The organism is Belliella filtrata (genome assembly GCF_022549775.1).
Classification (GTDB): Bacteria; Bacteroidota; Bacteroidia; order Cytophagales; family Cyclobacteriaceae; genus Belliella; species Belliella filtrata.
Genome location: NZ_JAKZGP010000028.1, coordinates 1 through 20,840 on the forward strand (window position 1 = coordinate 1; position 20,840 = coordinate 20,840).

The 20,840-nt window shown below is 37.6% G+C and carries 18 protein-coding genes; 7 read left to right on the forward strand and 11 right to left on the reverse strand.

What is annotated here, in order from left to right; translation table 11 throughout:
- Positions 1-354: 354 nt before the first annotated feature.
- Positions 355-1,626: an adenylosuccinate synthase gene (locus tag MM239_RS11505; RefSeq protein WP_241348390.1), complete on the reverse strand. Its 1,272-nt coding sequence runs from the start codon at positions 1,624-1,626 to the stop codon at positions 355-357.
- A gap of 330 nt (positions 1,627-1,956) precedes the next feature.
- Between MM239_RS11505 and MM239_RS11510 the strand changes: the two genes are divergently transcribed.
- From MM239_RS11510 to murA, 3 genes are all read left to right on the forward strand, one after another.
- Positions 1,957-4,212, forward strand: a complete 2,256-nt coding sequence (locus MM239_RS11510; RefSeq protein ID WP_241348391.1) for an ATP-dependent helicase — start codon at positions 1,957-1,959, stop codon at positions 4,210-4,212.
- 85 nt (positions 4,213-4,297) lie between these two features.
- Positions 4,298-4,960, forward strand: coding sequence for a DUF4290 domain-containing protein (locus MM239_RS11515; RefSeq protein WP_241348392.1), 663 nt, complete (start codon positions 4,298-4,300; stop codon positions 4,958-4,960).
- A complete protein-coding gene (murA, locus tag MM239_RS11520; protein WP_241348393.1) occupies positions 4,961-6,268 on the forward strand; it encodes a UDP-N-acetylglucosamine 1-carboxyvinyltransferase in 1,308 nt (435 codons plus the stop codon).
- Positions 6,269-6,355: 87 nt separating this feature from the next.
- Here murA and MM239_RS11525 read toward each other — a convergent pair whose 3' ends face one another.
- From MM239_RS11525 to MM239_RS11535, 3 genes are read right to left on the reverse strand one after another with little or no spacing between them, the layout of a single operon-like run.
- Positions 6,356-7,468: a DUF6268 family outer membrane beta-barrel protein gene (locus MM239_RS11525; protein WP_241348394.1), complete on the reverse strand. Its 1,113-nt coding sequence runs from the start codon at positions 7,466-7,468 to the stop codon at positions 6,356-6,358.
- 10 nt (positions 7,469-7,478) lie between these two features.
- Positions 7,479-7,922: a DUF2147 domain-containing protein gene (locus MM239_RS11530; RefSeq protein WP_241348395.1), complete on the reverse strand. Its 444-nt coding sequence runs from the start codon at positions 7,920-7,922 to the stop codon at positions 7,479-7,481.
- 23 nt (positions 7,923-7,945) lie between these two features.
- Positions 7,946-8,458, reverse strand: coding sequence for a hypothetical protein (locus MM239_RS11535; protein ID WP_241348396.1), 513 nt, complete (start codon positions 8,456-8,458; stop codon positions 7,946-7,948).
- A gap of 203 nt (positions 8,459-8,661) precedes the next feature.
- Here MM239_RS11535 and MM239_RS11540 point away from each other — a divergent pair, with 203 nt between their 5' ends.
- On the forward strand, positions 8,662-9,270 hold the full coding sequence (locus tag MM239_RS11540) for a hypothetical protein (RefSeq protein WP_241348397.1): 609 nt from the start codon (positions 8,662-8,664) through the stop codon (positions 9,268-9,270).
- A gap of 136 nt (positions 9,271-9,406) precedes the next feature.
- Here MM239_RS11540 and MM239_RS11545 read toward each other — a convergent pair whose 3' ends face one another.
- Positions 9,407-9,943 carry a copper resistance protein NlpE gene (locus MM239_RS11545; protein ID WP_241348398.1) on the reverse strand — a complete coding sequence of 179 codons (537 nt, stop codon included), beginning with the start codon at positions 9,941-9,943 and terminating at the stop codon, positions 9,407-9,409.
- Positions 9,944-10,225: 282 nt separating this feature from the next.
- On the opposite strand from MM239_RS11545, the gene MM239_RS11550 reads away from it, so the two are divergent.
- Together MM239_RS11550 and MM239_RS11555 are read left to right on the forward strand one after the other, a co-directional pair.
- Positions 10,226-12,100, forward strand: a complete 1,875-nt coding sequence (locus MM239_RS11550) for an alpha-amylase family protein (protein ID WP_241348399.1) — start codon at positions 10,226-10,228, stop codon at positions 12,098-12,100.
- Between the two features lie 354 nt (positions 12,101-12,454).
- On the forward strand, positions 12,455-12,634 hold the full coding sequence (locus MM239_RS11555) for an AAA family ATPase (protein ID WP_241348400.1): 180 nt from the start codon (positions 12,455-12,457) through the stop codon (positions 12,632-12,634).
- A 106-nt stretch (positions 12,635-12,740) separates the two neighbouring features.
- Here MM239_RS11555 and dnaN read toward each other — a convergent pair whose 3' ends face one another.
- The 6 genes from dnaN to MM239_RS11585 form a co-directional block, all read right to left on the reverse strand.
- Positions 12,741-13,865 (reverse strand): DNA polymerase III subunit beta, encoded by a 1,125-nt coding sequence (gene dnaN, locus MM239_RS11560; RefSeq protein ID WP_241348401.1) that lies wholly within the window; start codon positions 13,863-13,865, stop codon positions 12,741-12,743.
- 114 nt (positions 13,866-13,979) lie between these two features.
- Positions 13,980-15,656 (reverse strand): gliding motility-associated ABC transporter substrate-binding protein GldG, encoded by a 1,677-nt coding sequence (gene gldG, locus MM239_RS11565; RefSeq protein WP_241348402.1) that lies wholly within the window; start codon positions 15,654-15,656, stop codon positions 13,980-13,982.
- A complete protein-coding gene (gene gldF / locus MM239_RS11570) occupies positions 15,653-16,375 on the reverse strand; it encodes a gliding motility-associated ABC transporter permease subunit GldF (RefSeq protein ID WP_241348403.1) in 723 nt (240 codons plus the stop codon). The genes gldG and gldF overlap by 4 nt, the downstream gene beginning before the upstream one ends.
- Positions 16,376-17,287, reverse strand: a complete 912-nt coding sequence (gene gldA, locus MM239_RS11575) for a gliding motility-associated ABC transporter ATP-binding subunit GldA (protein ID WP_241348404.1) — start codon at positions 17,285-17,287, stop codon at positions 16,376-16,378.
- Between the two features lie 655 nt (positions 17,288-17,942).
- Entirely contained in the window at positions 17,943-18,767 is an 825-nt protein-coding gene (locus MM239_RS11580) for a purine-nucleoside phosphorylase (RefSeq protein WP_241348405.1), read from the reverse strand.
- 294 nt (positions 18,768-19,061) lie between these two features.
- Positions 19,062-19,901, reverse strand: coding sequence for a purine-nucleoside phosphorylase (locus tag MM239_RS11585; protein ID WP_241348406.1), 840 nt, complete (start codon positions 19,899-19,901; stop codon positions 19,062-19,064).
- A gap of 413 nt (positions 19,902-20,314) precedes the next feature.
- Here MM239_RS11585 and MM239_RS11590 point away from each other — a divergent pair, with 413 nt between their 5' ends.
- Positions 20,315-20,839: an NADPH-dependent FMN reductase gene (locus MM239_RS11590; RefSeq protein ID WP_241348407.1), complete on the forward strand. Its 525-nt coding sequence runs from the start codon at positions 20,315-20,317 to the stop codon at positions 20,837-20,839.
- Position 20,840 lies beyond the last annotated feature (1 nt).

Genomic DNA, 20,840 nt, shown 5'->3' on the forward strand with positions numbered 1-20,840 from the left:
GCTAATCTATTCTAGTCTTACAATACTTCAATGAACTTAATGAATACTAAACGTATCCCCTTGATATCTACAGCTTTTCTGTGATCTTTAATGCCCTTCTCTCTCGTTGGGTTTGCAAAGGTAAGGAAGATTATTTATTTGACAACCTTTTGGAGAAAAAAAATTTTATTTATTTTCTCTCTAAACCCCCTGCATCCTTTTCTTTCAAGCTTTTTCCCCCGTTTGGGATTGCAAAGGTGCAACTTATTTTCTCCATTACAATGAATTGTTTGAAAAAAACTGAAGAAATATTATAAGTACTCTGAAAACCAGGATGAAAAAAATAAAGGCTCGTAAAACACGAGCCTTTAAGTATTATCTCAATATAGTCTGAACCCTATCTGGACCAACTGACACCATCTTTATTGGCACTTGTAAGTTTTCTTCCAAAAGAGAAACATATGCTTTCAACTCTTCAGGGAACCCGTCGTATGAAGTCACTCCAGCTAAAGATGTGTTCCAGCCCTTTACAGTTTCATAAATCGGAGTCACCTCTTGGTCTCCTAATTCATAAGTAAGCCTATCCACAGTAGTCCCATCAGCTAGCTGATAATGAGTGCAGACTTTGATTTCTTCAAATATATTCAATACATCAGCTTTCATCATGAAAAGTTGAGTCACACCATTGATCATTATAGAGTATCTTAATGCAGGCAAATCGATCCATCCACATCTTCTTGGCCTACCAGTAGTAGAACCAAACTCATTCCCTTCCTTTCTCATGGCTTCACCATCTGCATCGAATAGCTCAGTAGGGAAAGGCCCACTACCTACTCTTGTACAATAAGCTTTGAAGATCCCATATACTTCTCCAATTTTGGAAGGTGATACACCAAGTCCTGTGCATGCACCTGCTGCCATCGTACTACTACTAGTGACAAAAGGGTAGCTTCCAAAGTCAATATCTAGCAATGAGCCTTGTGCACCTTCAGCTAATACGCGCTTACTTGAAGCCAAAAATTCGTTAACTTGATATTCACTATCTATAAGATTCAAAGTTTTGAAAAACTCAATTGCTTCAAAGAACCCTTTTTCTAGCTCTTCTAATTCATCTAAAGGGAAATCATAAAATGAAAGAATTGTCTTGTGTTTAGATACTAAGCCATCATACTTTGCACTAAAGTCTGGTGAAAGAATATCTCCAACCCTTAAGGCTACTCTTCCAACCTTATCTTGATATGTCGGACCAATCCCCTTTAAAGTAGATCCAATTTTCTTATCTCCCTTTGATTTTTCATATGCTGCATCAAGCAGCTTGTGTGTAGGTATTATAATTGTGGCTTTCTTGGAAATGAATAAATTTTCATTGAAGGCTATATTAAATTTACCTAAACCCTGTATCTCTTTTCTAAGGACAACAGGATCCAACACCACGCCATTTCCTATAATATTGACTAAGTTCGATCTGAAAATCCCTGAAGGAATCTGATGTAAAACATGCTTAATCCCGTCAAATTCCAAAGTATGACCAGCATTTGGACCTCCCTGAAATCGTGCAACCACATCATATTGAGGAGCGAGCACATCGACTACTTTTCCTTTTCCTTCGTCGCCCCACTGCAGGCCCAAAAGCACATCCATTTTCATTTGATTATTATTTGAATAGTTTAATAGTTTCTTTTTGAGGCGTGAAGTTTGGAATAAGGTTAAAATTATCCAAGAAAATAAAGATATTTATTATGCAGGACTACAACTTAAACAAACAAGTTAACAGAATTTGGAAGTAATTAATATAAATGTTCCTGAACCCTAGTTGAAAACTATAATTCAAACTGATAGTTTTATTTATAAGTTCTTACTATTTGACCTTAAATTTATGCCAGAAGGCTAAACATACCTCATCAGCCTTCTGTAAGGCCCCTAAAAATTGTTCAAAAAAAATACCTTAACTTTGATATTTGGAAATATAATAATGAAATGGATTACCTCAAAGGACTAAACCCACCACAAAGACAAGCTGTAGAACATACTGATGGACCAGTGATGATCATTGCTGGTGCAGGATCAGGCAAAACCAGAGTTCTAACCTACAGAATCGCCCATCTAATTCACGCCAAAGGAGTAGATCCATTTAACATTCTTTCCCTAACCTTCACCAATAAAGCTGCCGCCGAGATGAAACACAGGATTGAGCAGCTCATTGGACTAGAGGCAAGGAACACCTGGATGGGGACATTTCACTCCACCTTTGCTAAAATACTCCGAGTAGAATCTGAAAAACTTGGCTACCCTTCCAATTTCACCATTTATGACACTGATGATAGCAAATCTCTCATACGGTCTATCGTGAAAGAAATGAGACTTGATGACAAAGTCTACAAGCCCAACACAGTGCTTTCGAGGATTTCTGGTGCAAAAAATAGGCTCATCTCGTGGGAAGCATATCTTGATGACCCATATATAAAAGCTGATGATGAAACAGCATTGAAGCCAAAGATGGGGGAGATATACAAAACCTATCAAAAGCGGTTATTCAAATCCTCTGCAATGGATTTTGATGACTTACTTTTTAATACTAATGTATTATTCAGGGATCATTTGGAGGTCTTGAATAAATACCAACACCGATTCAAATATGTAATGGTGGATGAGTTTCAAGACACTAATTTATCCCAATACCTGATCACAAAAAAACTTGCCGCAGTACATCAGAATATCTGTGTAGTAGGTGATGATGCACAAAGTATTTATGCTTTTCGAGGAGCTGACATTCAAAATATACTGAACTTTGAAAAGGACTATCCAGATCTTTATGTAGTAAAGCTTGAACAGAACTACAGGTCCTCCAAAAACATTGTCCAAGCAGCTAATAGTATCATCGCTAAAAATAAAGCACAACTCAAAAAAGATGTGTGGACACATAATGCTGATGGTGAGATGATCGAGCTGATCAAAGCTAGTTCAGACAATGAAGAAGGTAGAGTAGTGGCCAATACTATTTTTGAAGAAAAAAATAACAAAAAACTTCAGAATAGCGACTTTGCAATTTTATACAGAACCAATTCACAGTCTAGGTCTATGGAAGAAGCTTTGAGAAAAATGAGCATTCCTTACAAGATTGTTGGAGGACTGTCGTTTTATCAACGCAAAGAAATCAAAGACTTGATGGCTTACCTGCGATTTGTAGTCAATAGGGCAGATGAAGAAGCTTTCAAAAGGGTTATTAATTATCCAAAAAGAGGTATTGGAGATACGACTGTAGAAAAAATGCTCGTGGCAGCTTATGAACACGATATTTCCTTATGGGAAGTCATGACAAATTCATCCAGCTTCCTTAGTGGTAGAGCTGCAAATGCCGTAGAGGATTTTACAACGATGATCAAGAGCTTTGGGATAGAGATGGAAAGAAAAGATGCTTTCGAAACAGCCAGCTCAATCGCCAAACAATCTGGATTGCTCAGAGATTTGTATGAAGACAAAACAATAGAAGGACTTAATCGCTATGAAAACGTTCAAGAACTCCTCAATGCAATAAAAGAATACGTAGATCATCCTGAGAACGAAGACAAATCACTGGGGGCTTTTTTACAAGAAATAGCTTTACTCACTGATAACGACCGCGACAAAGATAATAGCGATGCAGTCACCATGATGACCATACACTCTTCCAAAGGATTAGAGTTCAAGCAAGTATTTGTGGTAGGTATGGAGGAAGACTTGTTCCCTTCACAGATGATGATGCAGAGCAGGGAGGATTTGGAAGAAGAAAGAAGATTGTTCTATGTAGCGACTACCAGGGCTATGGATAAGCTTTACCTTACCTACGCGCTGAACAGGTATAGGTATGGAAGACTATTGACATGCGAACCTAGTAGATTTCTTGAAGAAATAGACCCAAGCTGTATCAAGGTCAACAAGAGAATGACCAGCTCTCCTTCTGGAGCATTGAGAGGACAAGGAAGTGAAGGTAGAAATGGCTTTATTGGAATTAAAAAGGGTAACATAAACAAACCCCAGACTACTGCAAAAGTCCATACGCCAAGCCCTGACTTCAAACCCTCAAACACTAACAACCTTGCACCTGAAATGCTTGTAGAGCATCCGAAATTCGGTTTTGGAAAAGTAAGCAAAATCGAAGTAGAAGGCCTGAATAAAAAAGCTACGATACAGTTTGATAATTTTGGAGAAAAAACATTATTACTTAGCTTTGCGAAGCTTCGGATAATAGACTGACATTGTCAGCCTTACTGATTAAAGAACAATCCAAACTAAGCGATATTTTTTACATCTTCATTGGAGTATATAAATGAGTTTGGTTATGAACAATATTAAAGAGAACGAAAACAAGGTTATTTTGAAAGAATACGGAAAAAACATCCAACGACTCGCAGTGCATATAGCTGGGTTGCAGGATAGAGACAGAAGAACACAAAGTGCATACACTTTGGTAGAGATTATTAAGCAACTCAACCCTAGTCTCAAGCAAGAAAGCGATCAGAAAATTTGGGATGACATTCATATCATGTCAGATTTTGAACTGGATGTCGATGGACCATTCCCAAAACCAGAAAAAGAACTTCTGGGTAAAAAGCCTCAAATTGTCGGTTACCCATCAGGAGAAATCAAATTCAAACACTACGGTAGAAACATTGAAAAACTTATTGAAAAGGCTATCGAAATAGAGGACAATGAAGAGCAAGAGGCAGCCATCATATATATAGGTCAGTTGATGAGAAGCTTTCACTCTACTTGGAACCGCGACAACTTCGACGATCAAATAATCATTGATGATATCAAAACCCTTTCCAAAAACAAACTTCATATTGATCTTGAAAAAGTCAAAGAAATGAGCCTTTTCGAGACCAATACAAGAAGAGATTTCAAAATCCCAGTGGAAGCAGAAAGTAATACTGGTAGAAGAAATTACGGAAACAATAAAAGAAAAGGAAATAACGGAGGATACTCCAAAAAACGTAGATAAATGGCATCTTTTAGAGTAAAAGGAGGTCTTAAACTTAAAGGTGAAATCACTCCTCAGGGTGCTAAGAATGAAGCACTTCAAATCCTTTGTGCTGTACTATTGACAGCAGACAAAATCACCATTAATAAAATCCCAAACATCAGAGATGTGAACAAACTCATCGAGTTACTTTCTGATATGGGGGTAAAAGTTGAAAAAATAGGGCCTGAGTCTTATACTTTTCAATCAGATGAAATTGATCTCAAGTATCTCGACACTGAAGATTTTTTGAAAAAAGCCTCAGCACTCAGAGGTTCTGTAATGATTTTGGGACCATTATTGGCAAGATTTGGTACTGGAAAGCTTTCCAAACCAGGAGGAGACAAAATAGGAAGAAGAAGAATGGATACCCATTTTACAGGTTTCCAAAAACTTGGCGCCAATTTCAACTATGACAAGCAAAAGGAAATTTACAATATAGATGGAAAGAACCTGAAGGGAGCATACATGCTATTGGATGAAGCTTCTGTGACAGGTACAGCGAATATTGTAATGGCAGCTGTAATGGCTGAAGGAAAAACGACAATCTATAATGCGGCTTGTGAACCTTACCTTCAGCAATTGTGTGAAATGCTCAATAGAATGGGTGCAAAAATCTCTGGGATTGGTTCAAATTTGTTAAATATTGAAGGTGTAAAATCACTGAAAGGCACAGAACACACATTACTGCCTGACATGATTGAAATTGGCTCATTCATTGGACTTGCAGCCATGACTCAATCGGAAATCACCATCAAAAATGCTCAAATCCACAGGCTTGGAATCATTCCTGATACCTTCAGAAGAATGGGAATCACGCTAGAATTCCGTGGAGATGACATCCATATACCCGCTCAACAAAATTATGAAATAGACACTTTCATAGATGGCTCTATCTTGACAGTAGCCGATGCCATTTGGCCTGGATTCACTCCAGATTTACTAAGTATCATCTTGGTGACAGCTACTCAAGCGAAAGGTACAGTGTTGGTTCACCAAAAAATGTTTGAAAGCCGACTCTTTTTCGTTGATAAATTGATCGACATGGGAGCTCAAATCATACTTTGTGACCCACATAGAGCAACAGTAATCGGACTTGACAGAAAGTATCCATTGAGAGGTATCCGAATGACATCCCCGGATATCCGTGCAGGAGTTGCTTTACTTATAGCTGCACTTTCCGCAGAAGGGACCTCTATCATTGACAATATCGAGCAGATTGACAGAGGATATCAGTACATTGACCAAAGGCTGAACGCATTGGGGGCAGATATCGTGAGAATTGACTAACCTAACCATTCATAAAACACAAAAAAAGCACTGACTTCATCAGTGCTTTTTTTATTAGTTTTCAGTTAGCAATTATTTGGTCAAACCTTACATGGTCACAAAGCTAATCCCTACATTAAAATAAACTGTATTACTGAGGTTATTGACCATGCCATAGCGTTGGTTTCCAAAAAAACCTCTAAAAAACTCCCTACTTCCTTCCAACTCATCAGCATTATAAGTCCAGTCAATCCTATATCCCGCCTGAAAATTCATCCAAAATGGTCCAGATAACTGCTTCTGGTATTCAAGTCTTGGTCTCAATTCACCCCTTCTAATTTCATAGCTGTTGTTACCTACTGAAAACTGATCAATCCGATAAGACTGCCCCTCTAGCTCATAACCGAAAAGCAAGAGAGAATTTTTACTGAAATTATATCTTCCGTGCATGCGCGCAGGAAACAATATCTCTGTACCCCACTTTCGATCAGCACTTGTGACATCATACATGACTACTGGAACGTAATTAAGGTTCCCTACTCGGTATGTTCTTGAAACACCTAGTCCCCATCTCTTGTTTTCACTTACCCTTTTGGCATATACAGCAGCTAAGCTCCACCTGATCGTATTAAACGGCTGTAACCCCCAACCATAATCTCCACTCATATCCAAGATTCCTTGAAATATAAAAAAATTCTCTTCACTTATGGGGACAAAAAAGGTATTGGTCCAGTTCAGGTTGTTCAGACCTCTTTCATCAAGAATATCAGTCAGCCCAGATGCATTTGGTTGGGCATTCACATCTGAAATACTATACCCTATTCGCATATAATTCAATCCCGTCTGCCATACCAGACTGCTTTTTGAAATTACAGGAATATTAGAATTGAATCGAAGTCCACCTGTAAAATTTACTCTTCCAGACTCTGAAATAGGTGCTGACTCATCTACTCCCCAGCCATCATTAACACTCGCAGGAAACTTGGCTGCTGATAAGTTCATATCATAAGGCAGTTGTCTATCATACGACACACTTAGAAACCTGGTGGGACTTAAACCCACAATTGTAGGTTTTGCAAATCGCTTGACTTTCGAATCATCAACTAACTCTAAATCTCCATAAGCATCCCAATCTTCATCATCTTCGTCTTGGGCAAATGCTGTCAAAGGTAGAGCCGCAGACAAAAACAAAAGCATCATCAAAAATATAGTTTTTTTCATAGCTTGGAGATCAGTTAACTTTTAACTTTCTCCAAGTATCTGACCTACCAAAGGTTTTAACCCCAACATAACCACGTATGTCTAGGGTATTTTCATCTTTCATAGTGATCACTGAACTATACGTATTTCCAGTCTCTGGATCATAAATAGTACCTTCTTCCCAAACTCCTTTACCTTTGTATTTAAAGTCCTTTAAGATCCTATAACCTCTTAATGGAACTGATTTCATACTTTCATCCGAATTATTAACATCCGTTTTTGGCTTACCAGTATCTGGGTCATTTGGTTCTTTGAGCCAAACAATCCTTCCATAATACTTCCCATCAATATTGTCAATTTTGACTCTGGCTTTGCCATGACCAGGTTCCCAGACACCTACAATTGCATCTGCATCCTGGGCCATGGCAAAGGTACCTGTGAAAATAAAAGCTATAACTGCTATTAACTTTTTCATAATTATTTTGGATTTAAATTTGTTCACTTGATTCCTATTTCAAATTTAACCTTTAAGGAAAATTGGACATTGCTCCAATACTCTTCTTCTAAAAGGTCAAAATCTCCAACGAAAGTCATTTTGCCATCTTGAAAAGCATTGGCCAAATTCTCCTGTTTGTTTGCAATACTCAAAGCAAAAACCTGACCTGATTCCATTTTTCCTTCAAAAAGCCCAACTCTCGTCATTGATGTATTTTTAGAAGTGACTTCTAAAACCATTTTTTCAAGAGCTGGCAAATCTTCTGTATTCAGTAACTCAACTTCCACTGAAATGACTTTAGCTTCCTTTACACTTCCTTCCAAAGAACCAAGAATTTTTCCCAAATCTAACTCCCATGTGGCTGTAGCTGAGTTTGCTCCTTCAAATAATGGCCCCTCTGCTTTCAAAGTTAATAATGGTGTCTCAATCTGTTCAGTTTGAAGTTGAGGTCCACAAGACACTATCACAAATAGTGTAAACAATACCAAATACGATTGACTAAGTATTTTATTCATAATACAAGACTTTAAAATCTAAAATTTCCTTTTAGTACAAACACTAGATTAACACATAACAACAATTAAATACTGATGTTTGACAAAGAGATTATATACTCCATAAAATTAAAGTAATAAAACATCTATAAAAGACAAAATTAATAGTGCTAAGGAATGACAAATTTCCAAAACTAAAGACTACCTTTCTCAAAAACTAACATATGAAAAAAATCTTTATCCTAGTATTCTTTATGCCGATACTATCCTTTGGTCAATTCTCAAAAGGAGAAAAATTTGTTGGTGGAAACATGTCCTACTACTCATCAAAAATTAAATATGCTCCATCCAACAATCCATCAACGACTTTGTTCTCATTAAATAGTCAATTTGGATTTTTTGTAAGCCAATCATTGGCTGTAGGACCAGCTGTCAATTTTGTTTCCTCTAGTCAACCTAATTTAAATCCAGCAACAAATCTTTTCCAGACATCAAAAATCTCTGGCCTTGCTGGTGGACTTTTTATTAGGAAATTCTTCACCATATCTGACTCTTTCTTTTTTAGCTTAGAAGGAAAAGGGTTGGCAGGAAGAGTCAATAGAGACTTATCAAGCCCATTTTTATATGAAGAGCATAGTACTAGAGTTCATCTTTCATTCTATCCAGCATTTACATTTATGCCAAATCAAAAATGGGGATTTGATGCGACAATTGGTGAAGCTTCTTACCAATCAAATTGGTACACGAACCCCTCGGAAGAAAGTAATTTTCAAGTAAATTTTGGTCAGGTGAAAATTGGAGTAAATTATTTCTTTGGACGAAACGGTGATTAATAATATTCAAGCTCTCTTTTGTATTCTATTTCCAAAGAATTTTAGAAATTTTTAAACACCTAAATTCTCTAACCTTAGGATTCTCTTAAAAATAAGGGTTGAGGAGGGTAAATCTATCTCAACCCTTTTGTAATTCTTATACCCTAATGAAATCCATAGTAAGTTTGAACATAAGTTGATTCGAACCTCCATCTTCTGTCATATCGAATTCCTCACTTTCTTCAAGGCTTATCTTTAAAGACGTAGCATTAAGCTGCTCAATATTGAATATTACAGCATCTTGGTCATTTGGATTATCTTTTAGAATGAGCGTATTGTTGGTGCTATTGACTTCATATAATCCCTCTTCATCTAAAGTGTCATTCTGCCAAACTTGATAAGTCCCGTTTGCATTGAAAATCAATCGAGTATTCTCTAGATCTTCTGGTTCAAAAAAATCATCAGCAATTGCATCATCAAACACTTGAGCATCCTCTTCTGACAATCCAACATCTTCAACCAAAAAATCAAAAAATGACTTCCCATTGATTGATAAGGATACATCGAAATCTTCAATTTCCCAAGTACCTACGATATCATCTGAATCAACACTTCTTTCTTCATCTTCTACACAGGAGAATACCATCACGCTAATGAAGCCTAATAAAAGGACATTTTTTAAGAAATTTTTCATATATATGTTATTTACGTTAAAAGAATTTTAGCTATAAACAATTGATAATACTTGTAAAATGGGCAGTTATCCAAATGAATATTAAAATATAAATAAAAACGCTGCTCAGACTAAGTGGAATTAATATCAAAACAAAACTTTTTAAAGTTACAAAAGAAATATCCTTAGTTCAAACAACTCTGAAGTTTTCCATTTTGAAAATTATCCAATGGTATATATTTAGGCAACAAGAATATTTGAATATTATGAAGAAGCCTTCTAACATTTTTTATATTTAAGCCTATGAAAAAAATACTTAACTATGTATTCTTGATGGTGGGAATTTGTCTCGGCTGCTTCGCATGTGACAGAAATACGATTGAATCAAAAGCTGTAATGGAAGAAAATAAAAAAATTGTTGTTTATCAGGTTTTTACGAGACTTTTTGGAAACACTAACTCAACAAACAAGCCATGGGGCACGATGGAGGAAAATGGAATTGGTAAATTTTCTGATTTTACCGATCTGGCATTACAAGAAATTAAGGATCTGGGAGTGACACATATCTGGTTTACAGGAATACCGCATCATGCTGTAATCAGGGATTATACTTCCTATGGAATCTCCAATGATGATCCAGATGTGGTCAAAGGAAGAGCTGGCTCACCATATGCAGTGAAAGATTATTATCAAGTAAACCCAGACCTTGCTGATAACCCCGCAAAACGAATGGAGGAGTTTGAAGCTTTGATCAAAAGAACTCATCAAAATGGCCTCAAACTTATCATAGACATAGTTCCAAATCATATTGCAAGGAACTATGAAGGGAAAAACAATCCAGAAGGTATTTTTGACTTTGGTGCTCAAGATGACACTTCAGTTGAATACTCGAAAAACAACAACTTCTATTATATCCTAGGAGAATCTTTTAAGGTACCAAAACCAAATAATGAATACAAACCACTTGGCGGTGAAGAACATCCTCTGTCAGATGGTTCCTTTGATGAAAATCCGGCCAAGTGGACAGGAAATGGGTCTAGAAAATCACAACCAGACTTCAATGACTGGTATGAGACGGTGAAGATAAACTATGGTATCAAACCCGATGGCAGCAAAGACTTTCCCGAACTCCAACCACACTTTATGGAAGCAGACTATAAGGAACACCATGATTTTTGGCAAGATAAAGATGTACCAGATTCATGGAAAAAATTCAAAGATATTGCCTTGTTTTGGATAAAAAAAGGTGTGGATGGGTTCAGGTTTGACATGGCTGAAATGGTACCAGTGGAGTTTTGGAGCTATATGAACTCTGCCATTAAAATGGAAAAATCTGATGCTTTTCTACTTGCTGAGATATACAATCCAAGAGAATACAGAAACTACATCCACTTAGGCAAAATGGACTATCTATATGACAAGGTAGAGCTATATGACACGTTGAAAAACATCATGCAAGGCAGAGGCTCTACTGATAACTTGATCCAAATTCAACAGGGATTATCAGACATTGGTCAGCATATGCTACATTTTCTGGAAAATCATGACGAACAGAGAATAGCAAGTCCTGAATTTGTAGGTAGGGCAGAAATCGCCAAACCAGCTGCAGTGCTTTCAGCTACAATAGACCAAGCTCCAATGATGATCTACTTTGGTCAAGAAGTAGGCGAACCAGGAGCAGAAGAAGCTGGCTTTGGAAGTCCAAGTAGAACTTCAATCTTTGACTACATTGGAGTACCTCATCATCAACGGTGGATGAATAATGGAAAATTTGATGGAGGGCAACTTAGTGACGCTGAAAAGTCCCTTCGAGATTTCTATAAAAAGCTCCTCAACTTCACAATCTCGAGCCCAGCATTGGCTGGAAATTATGCAGAAATCCATGCCTTCAATAGAGAAAACACAGAATGGTATAATGACAAAGTATTCTCTTATGTCAGGTGGTCACAAGATCAAAAACTCATCATCATCACCAATTTTGACAAAAATGATTCATTTGGCTTTGAGCTACAAATACCAGCTAGCATCATCACTGCTTGGAGTCTGAAAGATGGGGATTATGAATTAGAAGAAAAATTGTATGGAAATGTCAATGCTAAACTTTATGTTGACCAAGGTCAAGCAAAAGTCCGAGTAGATTTGGATCCTTTGGAGAGTTGGATATTACAGGTTAGATAATTGATCTGGCTAAAGCCTTTAAGAGGATTATAGCTATGCTTTCCTCCAGCTAAAGCAGGAGGCAATCGAAGCTGCGATTCTTTTCAATTGGGATGTTGCAATTGCCCACCCTTAGAATTGAAAGTGAGGGGAGTGATTTAAGTTAGCTTTGCCTAAATCCTCAAAAACTGAGTTCTACTGATACAATTGACAGAAATATATTGAACCTCTAAAAATACACTTTGTACTATTTTTCGTATCCTTTAAAATACAATGGAAGAGTTAATTAACTAGATATAGAAAATTATTACTGTCAATAAAGACAGACTTCAAAAGAAGTCATTACAATAAAATTAATTGGAAAGGCAGAGCTATATGCATTTTAGGTGCCAGAGGAACAGGCAAGTCAACAATCCATTGGAATTTGAAATAAATGGCGAAAACAAAACTTTCGCACAGATAGCTGACATCCCAAATTCCTACATTGCAGCAGATGAAATGCTCTATGGAATAGGAAACAAAATCCCTCTTTACCTTTTCGGTTTCTTATATTAAAAAAGCTCCAACTTTCCAGCTGGAGCTTTTTACTATAAGCCATCATTTGGCTTTTAAATATCTACAAATATCGATTCTGCAACAGCAGAATAATATCCATCAATTTTTATACATAATTATTCAACATCACTGGCATCACCAACATCAAGATATCTTCATTTTCTGACTTGTCAGAAGGAACGATCAGGCCGGCTCTATTTGGAGCGGAGAATTGGAGTGTTACTTCTTTAGAAGAAATGTTATTCAACATTTCAACCAAGAACTTCGCATTGAATCCGATTTCGATATCTTCTCCATCATGCTCACATGATAACCTTTCATTGGCTTCATTTGAGAAATCAAGATCTTCAGCTGAAATCTGCAATTCACTCCCAGAAAGCTTGAGTCTAACTTGATGGGTAGTTTTATTGGCATAGATCGCAATCCTTCTCAATGAACTCAAGAACTCAACCCTATCAATAGTCATGTGATTAGGATTATCTACAGGAATTACATTTTCATAATCTGGGTACCTCTCATCAATCAACCTACAGATCATTTTGATACTTCCGAAATTGAAATAAGCGTTGGAGCTATTGAATTCTACTGTGACCGGTATATTCTCAGAAGGAAGTGTAGACTTGAGTAAGTTCAGTGCTTTTCTGGGTATGATGATACTTGCTGCATCAGCTGAAGCTACATCGATTCTTCTATACCTGATCAATCTGTGTCCATCTGTAGCCACAAAGGTGGTGTTGGTACTGCTCAAGTTAATGTAAACACCAGTCATTGCAGGTCTTAGTTCATCATTGCTTGTTGCGAATATCGTGTTACTTATGGCGCTACTAAGCACCTCTGTAGACATGTCTACAGCTGAAGCATTGGTGACTGGAGCAATTCTAGGGAAATCTGTCGCATTCTCTCCTGCCAGTTTGTATCTTCCATTGTCAGAGCTGATTTCTATACTATAGGTCTCATGATCAATGCTGAAAGTAACTGGTTGTTCAGGAAGGTTTTTCAATGTTTCGATCAAAATCTTTGCTGGAACAGCAATATTCCCATCTTCTTTGGCTTCCACATCTATCTCAGTCATCATAGAAGTCTGAAGATCAGATGCTGTTACTGACAATTTCCCTTCTTTTATTTCAAAAAGGAAGTTCTCCAAAATTGGCACTACTGGATTGGTGGTCACCACTCCATTGATTGCCGAAAGCTGCTTCAAAAGCGCAGAAGAAGAAACAATAAATTTCATATCGATTAGGCTTATTTAATGTCGAAATATTATAACAGGGTAAATTTATAAATAAAATTATAAACACAGCCAAGCTAATGGATATTCATCGAAAAAAATCAATCCCCAAGAAAATTAATTCTTGTATTGCTTACCCCTAATAGTCAACCAGACAAAAGCAATTATCCCCAATAACACTACTGGAAGAATCACATTTACGGCTTGCCAAAAGGCCTTTTCTTCTCGAACCTTTACCCTATTCAATGGCCTGATCTGGAACTGTTTGGTGCGAGTACGAATAATACCCTCGGGCTCTGTCAGGTAACGTACAATGTTTTGCAACAAAAGCCTATTGGCATAATTGGACTCACTGTAAGGGTCTATCCCTATAGGTAAAGGCTCTCCAGATACAGGGTCTTGTGAACTTTCAAACAAGCTGCCCGTACCTCCGACGATTAATCTACCTTGAGTACCTTCCTCTTTAAATTTAGCATTATCATAGCCATCTGGCAAAAATCTATTCTTGAACAATGAAGTGAACCTGCCTTCCAAAAGGTAAAGAAGAGGGAGGTTTTGTAGGGAAAAATCTTCCACCACAGGATCATTTTCCATATCTTGAAATGCTACACGAACAGGTGTAGCCAATTTTCTACTGAAATCTGACCCAAAAATTAAAGGAGTTTTCTTCACTCCATCAGCTTTAACTGTATCCAAAGTAGAAGTGAACTTAAACATTACCTGATCTAAACCTTTTGTGATAGGGTGACTAGCCATCCTACCTGCTGAAACATAAAAAGGCCAAGGTAATGGGATCAACTGTCCCTGATCTCCAAAATTCCCCGCCATCACTGGGTGATATCCAAAACTTAGGTCTTGTATAAAGTCTCTATTGACACGAACTCCATACCTGAACAGAAGCTGATCAAGACCATGATCTAAGGGCATGGCAAGTGTCCCCTCTCCACCAGCTTGATCCAGATCTAAGGCTAAAGCATTGGGTAAAACAATGAGATTGCCACCTCGCATGAGGTATTGGTCGATTAGATATAATTCTTTTTCCTGAAAAGCATCTCTCGGACTTGAGATGATCAATACATCGAATGGATCCAAATCTTCTACCTGCTTGGCTTGTTCAATTGGAATTTTGAAAACTTCATAATCCTCCACCAATGCCTCTACTACTCCAAAACCATCATCCTCATCCAACTCTCCATGCCCCATAATCATGCCTACGCTGTAAGATTGTTTACTTACTAGTTTTCGAATAGCATTGATCAATTCAAACTCAAGATTTTCTATAGAAAAATTCAATTTCTGATCTGCATTCATTTCACGCTCGCCTCGCAGGAGTAAGGTACCTACTTCATAAGTTGAATCTTTGATCACTACTCCAGGGAAAATTAAGCGGCTTCTTTGCGCCCCTTCCTCATTGACAAACAAATTTGTAGGTTGAATACCGTATCCTGCCAGCCCCACAACATAATCATCCCTCTCCTCTGCTGGCAGACTTAAGGGATCTAAATAATAAAAGCTAATCCTATGATTACTGTAAGCATTGAATGTTCTTACGGTCTGCTCTATAGCCCGCTGAAGCCTCCTCATTCCTCCAGGCAAATCCCCCATCAGCAATATTTCAACTTCCAAAGGCTCAGGCAGGTCTTGTAAAACTTCTACACTTGCAGGATGAAGAGAGAAGCGTTTTTCTTCAGTCAGGTCAATTCTAAAGTCCAACAGCCTTAAGACCACTTGCACAAGTAAGATCAAAACTATTATTCCTAATACAGGCCTCGATATGGACATCCACTTTTTCATTTTCTCCTAATTCCGATCATTGTAAAGCCCAACATCAAAATAATAATGGATAAAAAGTAGGCTACATTTTCAGCCACAATTACCCCTCTACTCATACTTTCAAAATGGAAACTCAAACTTAACTCTTCAAGAAAAAGTGCGAAATGGCTCATCACTTGGAGTTGAACTAAAGCTGTCAATCCGAAATAAAGTAAGAAACTCAAAAACACGCCCCCAATAAAGGCAACCATTTGAAAACTGGTCCATGAGCTGCAAAACAGCCCAATAGCTGCAAAAACAGCTCCCATCAAAAGCAACCCTATCCAAGACCCAAAAAAGCCTGCGTGATCAATATTCCCCACGGGATCGCCAAGCTGCACAATACTGAAATAATACACCAAAGTAGGCAGCAAAGCGATGATGATCAATGTCAATGCAGAGAGATATTTTGCCATCACAATCTGGAGTGTCCCCAAGGGAGAAGTTCGCAAAAGTTCCCATGTTCCAGAGCGTCTTTCTTCAGCGATCATCTTCATCGTAATCGCTGGAATCAAAAAAGTAAATACATATGGAGTAAAAAGAAACATGGTTTCCAAATCAGCAAAACCGTAGTTTAACACGGAAGAATCCGGGAATACCCAAACTATCAAGCCTAATGAAATCAGGAACACAGCCAAAATCAGAAAGCCCGAAAGGTTTCCAAAAAAAGCATTGATCTCTTTCCAATATAATGCGCGCATCTATTTGTCCTGTGTGAGTTGTTGGAATATGGCTTCCAAATTCTGTTCTTTTTGTTGAATACTTACCAAGTTTAGTCCCTTTTGATCAATCAAATTCAATAAGGATTTTCTACTTGACTGAATGTCTTCCACTTGTAAGAGTACAATATTCTTTGCTATATTAGGATATGAAACTTTGCCTATGTCTGTGAACCATGAAAGCTCTATATCTTCCTCTGTCTCTAGTAAAAGCACCTTCTGTTGGCTCAACGACTTCAGGTTTGACAAATTATCAGAAGCGACTATTTTTCCTTTGTTGATAATAACCACTTGATCACAGATAGCTTCTACTTCCTGCATAACATGAGTACTCAAAATCATTGTTTTATCCTGGGAAACCTGCTTGATCAGCGCCCTGATTTCCACCAATTGATTTGGGTCTAACCCAGTTGTTGGTTCATCCAAGATGATTACTTCTGGATCATGGATCAATGCTTTGGCTAGTCCCACACGCTGTCTGTAGCCCTTTGACAATTGGCCAATTTTCTTGTGAACTTCGACTTCTAAGCCACACATTGCTACCAACTCCTCGACCCTCTGCTTGGTGAAGTCACGCTTCATGCCATACATGCCGGCCACAAACCCCAAAAACTCCCTCACATACATGTCTAAGTAAAGTGGGTTATGTTCGGGCAAATACCCTATAAGTTTTGACACTTTGTTGGGAAATTTGAGTACCGAGACCCCATTGACCAATACATCCCCAGCATCTGGCAAAAGGAATCCTGTGGCGATTTTCATGGTAGTGGATTTCCCTGCTCCATTAGGCCCCAAAAAACCCAAGACCTGCCCCTTTTCAGCTTCAAAGGAAACTTGATCCAGGGCTTTTTGATTTGCATAGGTTTTTGTCAGGTTCTGAACTTGGAGTGACATGAGTTTTGCTTAGGAAATTATGAAGCGAAGTTAAGGAGATGTTAGGAACTAGCAAAATAGAAAAAAATGTACATGCAGACCGTCCTTAACACCAAAAATCAGCCGACCTTTCAGGTTTTTATTGTCGAGAATACGTAACAACTACATTTTGACAAGAAACTGCTGTACTATATAGAACAAAAAGGGTGTACAAAATAAATCTCATGTATTTTAAAATTAGGTTCAAAAATCATAAAAAACATACCGTACCACTCAGTACGGTATGGGTAAAAATTAAGAAAATTAATCCGCTTGCTCTACTTTTATACAAATTGTAAGATCAATATGGATAGTTTCACCATCACAAGTTTGATGAAATATTCAGTATGTACACAATCTGTCCCAAGAGCTTCTTCTTCTATAAGGTTAGCAACCGCAGCATTTGGTGAACTAAAACAAAAAGCACCAAACATGCAAGTCATCAAAATTGACTTTTTAAAATTAATTTTTCACAATCATTAATATAATAAAATTAAACAAATCTCTTCCAACCATTGACAGAGCTGAACTAAAAATCAAGCACTCTATTTAATTCGCATTGAAAGTAACATTTATCCCCCCCATAATATTTAGTTACAAAATTTTGCTTCAAAAGTATAACTTATTGATTTTCAGTTTATTTATTTCCCCTTATAAAAACTAACTCCACCAATTTCCTCAACCTCTCCCCTGCTATTTTTGCCACCTCTACCACATCTTCATGTGCAAAAGCCTTATTGTCAACTGGTTCACACTCATTGGTTATCACTGATAGCGCCAATACTTTTATGTTCATCTGTCGGGCAGCTATCACTTCTGGTACTGTACTCATCCCGACTGCATCTCCTCCTATTTTTCTATAATATTTTATCTCTGCTTTGGTTTCCAAACTTGGTCCAGTCACTCCGGTGTAAGTACCTTCTTTCAAATTGATTCCTAGGGTAAGCGCCTTTTCCTTGGCAAGATTCCTCCAAGTTAAATCATACGGTTCACTCATGTCTGGAAACCTTACTCCGAAGCTCTCCGAATCTTTTCCTCTCAAGGCATTGGAAGGGAATTTATCAATATGGTCTGTAATCAGCATAAAGTCCCCAACCCGATATGCCGGATTCAACCCTCCTGCAGCATTGGAAACGATTAATTTTTTCAAACCTATTAAGCTCAAAACCCTCAAAGGAAAAACCGTCTCTTCTAATTCATACCCCTCATAATAATGAAACCTTCCATTCATCACCCAGAGCCATTTGTCCCCAACTTTTCCCAATATCAACTCACCAGAATGTCCCTCCACCGTAGAAACAGGGAAGTATGGAATCTGGCTATATGGAAGAGTAGTACAGTCTTGCAAAATCTCTACAAATCCTCCCAACCCTGAACCCAATATCACCAAAGTATCGGCTTCTTGAATAGTTTGAGATTGAATATATGTTGCCGAAGCTTTTGCTTTATCTAAGTAATTCATGGGTTTTGGTAATTGTAGTCCTGCTATCTGGATTAGATTTTAGACTGTTTAGACCTTCCAGGTTTTCTATCAAATAGCGCAAGTGCTAAATAATTGGCTTTTTCCTAAATGCAGACCAAACTTGGAAGTTCTTATCTTCCTAATTTAGTTGATTCTAGATTTAAATTTTGACTTAAGCACATACCCATGATAAATATAGAAGTTCAAGTCTTTACACTAAAACTTATTTCATTTTAGCTAAACAATATGTTTAGTACTTGTTACATTGTACAATGCAATGCCACGCTATACACTTCAATACTCCCCCGCAACCAGCTCTCTTATGATCATAGATATATTCGGTTCGGCTATAGCGGCCGCGGCTAGTACTTCCTGTAAACTGATCTGCTTAACATTACCGGGAGAACAAAGGTCTGTAATGGCTGATATGGCAAATACCTCCATGTTCATGTGTCTTGCCACTATAACTTCTGGAATAGTACTCATCCCTACAGCATCTGCCCCTATGGTACGAAGGTATTTGTACTCCGCTTTGGTCTCTAAGTTTGGGCCTTGAACGCCCGCATACACACCTGTGTGTATTTTGATATTGTTGCTTTTAGCAATAACTATCGCCTTTGCTATCAAGCGAGTGCTATATGGCTCACTCATATCTGGAAATCTCACACTAAATGTATCCAAATTCTTCCCCCTCAATGGGTTTTCTGGAAAAAGGTCAATATGATCATTCAAAATCATCAAGCCACCAATTTGATATTCAGGATCTAGCCCGCCAGCTGCATTTGAGACAAAAAGCTGCTCAACACCGAGTAGCTTCATCACCCTCACTGGAAAGGTAACTTCCTTCATGGAGTAGCCTTCATAATAGTGAAATCTTCCTTGCATGGCTATTACATACTTACCTGAAAGCTTTCCAATAACCAATTTCCCACTATGACTCTCTACCGTAGAAACAGGAAAAAAAGGAATCTCATGATAAGGAAACTCATGAATCACTTCAATATGTTCAATCAATTGACCTAACCCGGTCCCCAAGATAATACCGATAGAAACTGGCTCATCGAATGTCTGTCGAATATGGTTTATAGCATGTTGTATCTGGGAAGGGTAAGTTACTTGTGGTTCTTCTCTCATAATTTGTGATTTTGGACTAAAATACGGAAATGATTCAGATCTTCTAACTAAATTATAGAGTTCTTTATGACTAGTCGCTTATAATTCTGACCTAATAAATAGTTAATTCTAATAGTAGCCTGTAGGAGAAGGAACCCTTGAAGGGTTTTGATTTTTGAACCCTAAGCGTAGATTGCATCTACGCTTTCCTATTCTTGGAATTTACAATTCCACATTGATGTTCGAAAATTCATGAAATCAAGTCATTTAAGGTGTAGTTTCAAACTACGGTAGGAGAAGCAAAACTTCAAGGGTTATTGTTTTGTGCTTATTTGTGTTTAAGATATTGATTCATAAAAGAACTTTCAGAATAGGTAAAGGGTTCTATTGCTGAATTACAAAAAATAAAAATATTTGATTCCACAGCTACTTCAATGATAAAAATAATAGTTTCTACCAATCGAGAGCAGTCCATTTCCAGAAAAATAGCTATTCAATACCAACAAACTTTGGCATCTTTGGGGTCCGCATCAGAAATTTTGGACCTAAGGGATCTCCCACATGACTTTTTATTTTCAGCTTTGTATGAGAACAATGGGAAAAATGAAAGCTATAACACCTTCCATAATTTGGTCAGATCGGGAGAAAAGTTTGTATTTATCGTACCAGAATATAACGGATCATTCCCTGGAGTATTGAAGGCATTTATAGATGGGATGACTTATCCCAATACCTTTAAAAATAAAAAGTGTGCTTTGCTTGGCTTATCATCTGGAATAGGTGGAGGTAGCTCAGCGTTGAGCCACCTCACCGACATCTTCCATTATTTGGGTATGCATGTACATCCCCTCAAGCTCAAATTTGCTAAGATAGAGGAGAATATGTCAGATAACCTGCTCACCAACAGGCTGTACATAGAATTGCTTCAAACCCAAGCGGAAATGTTGATTAAGTACTAGA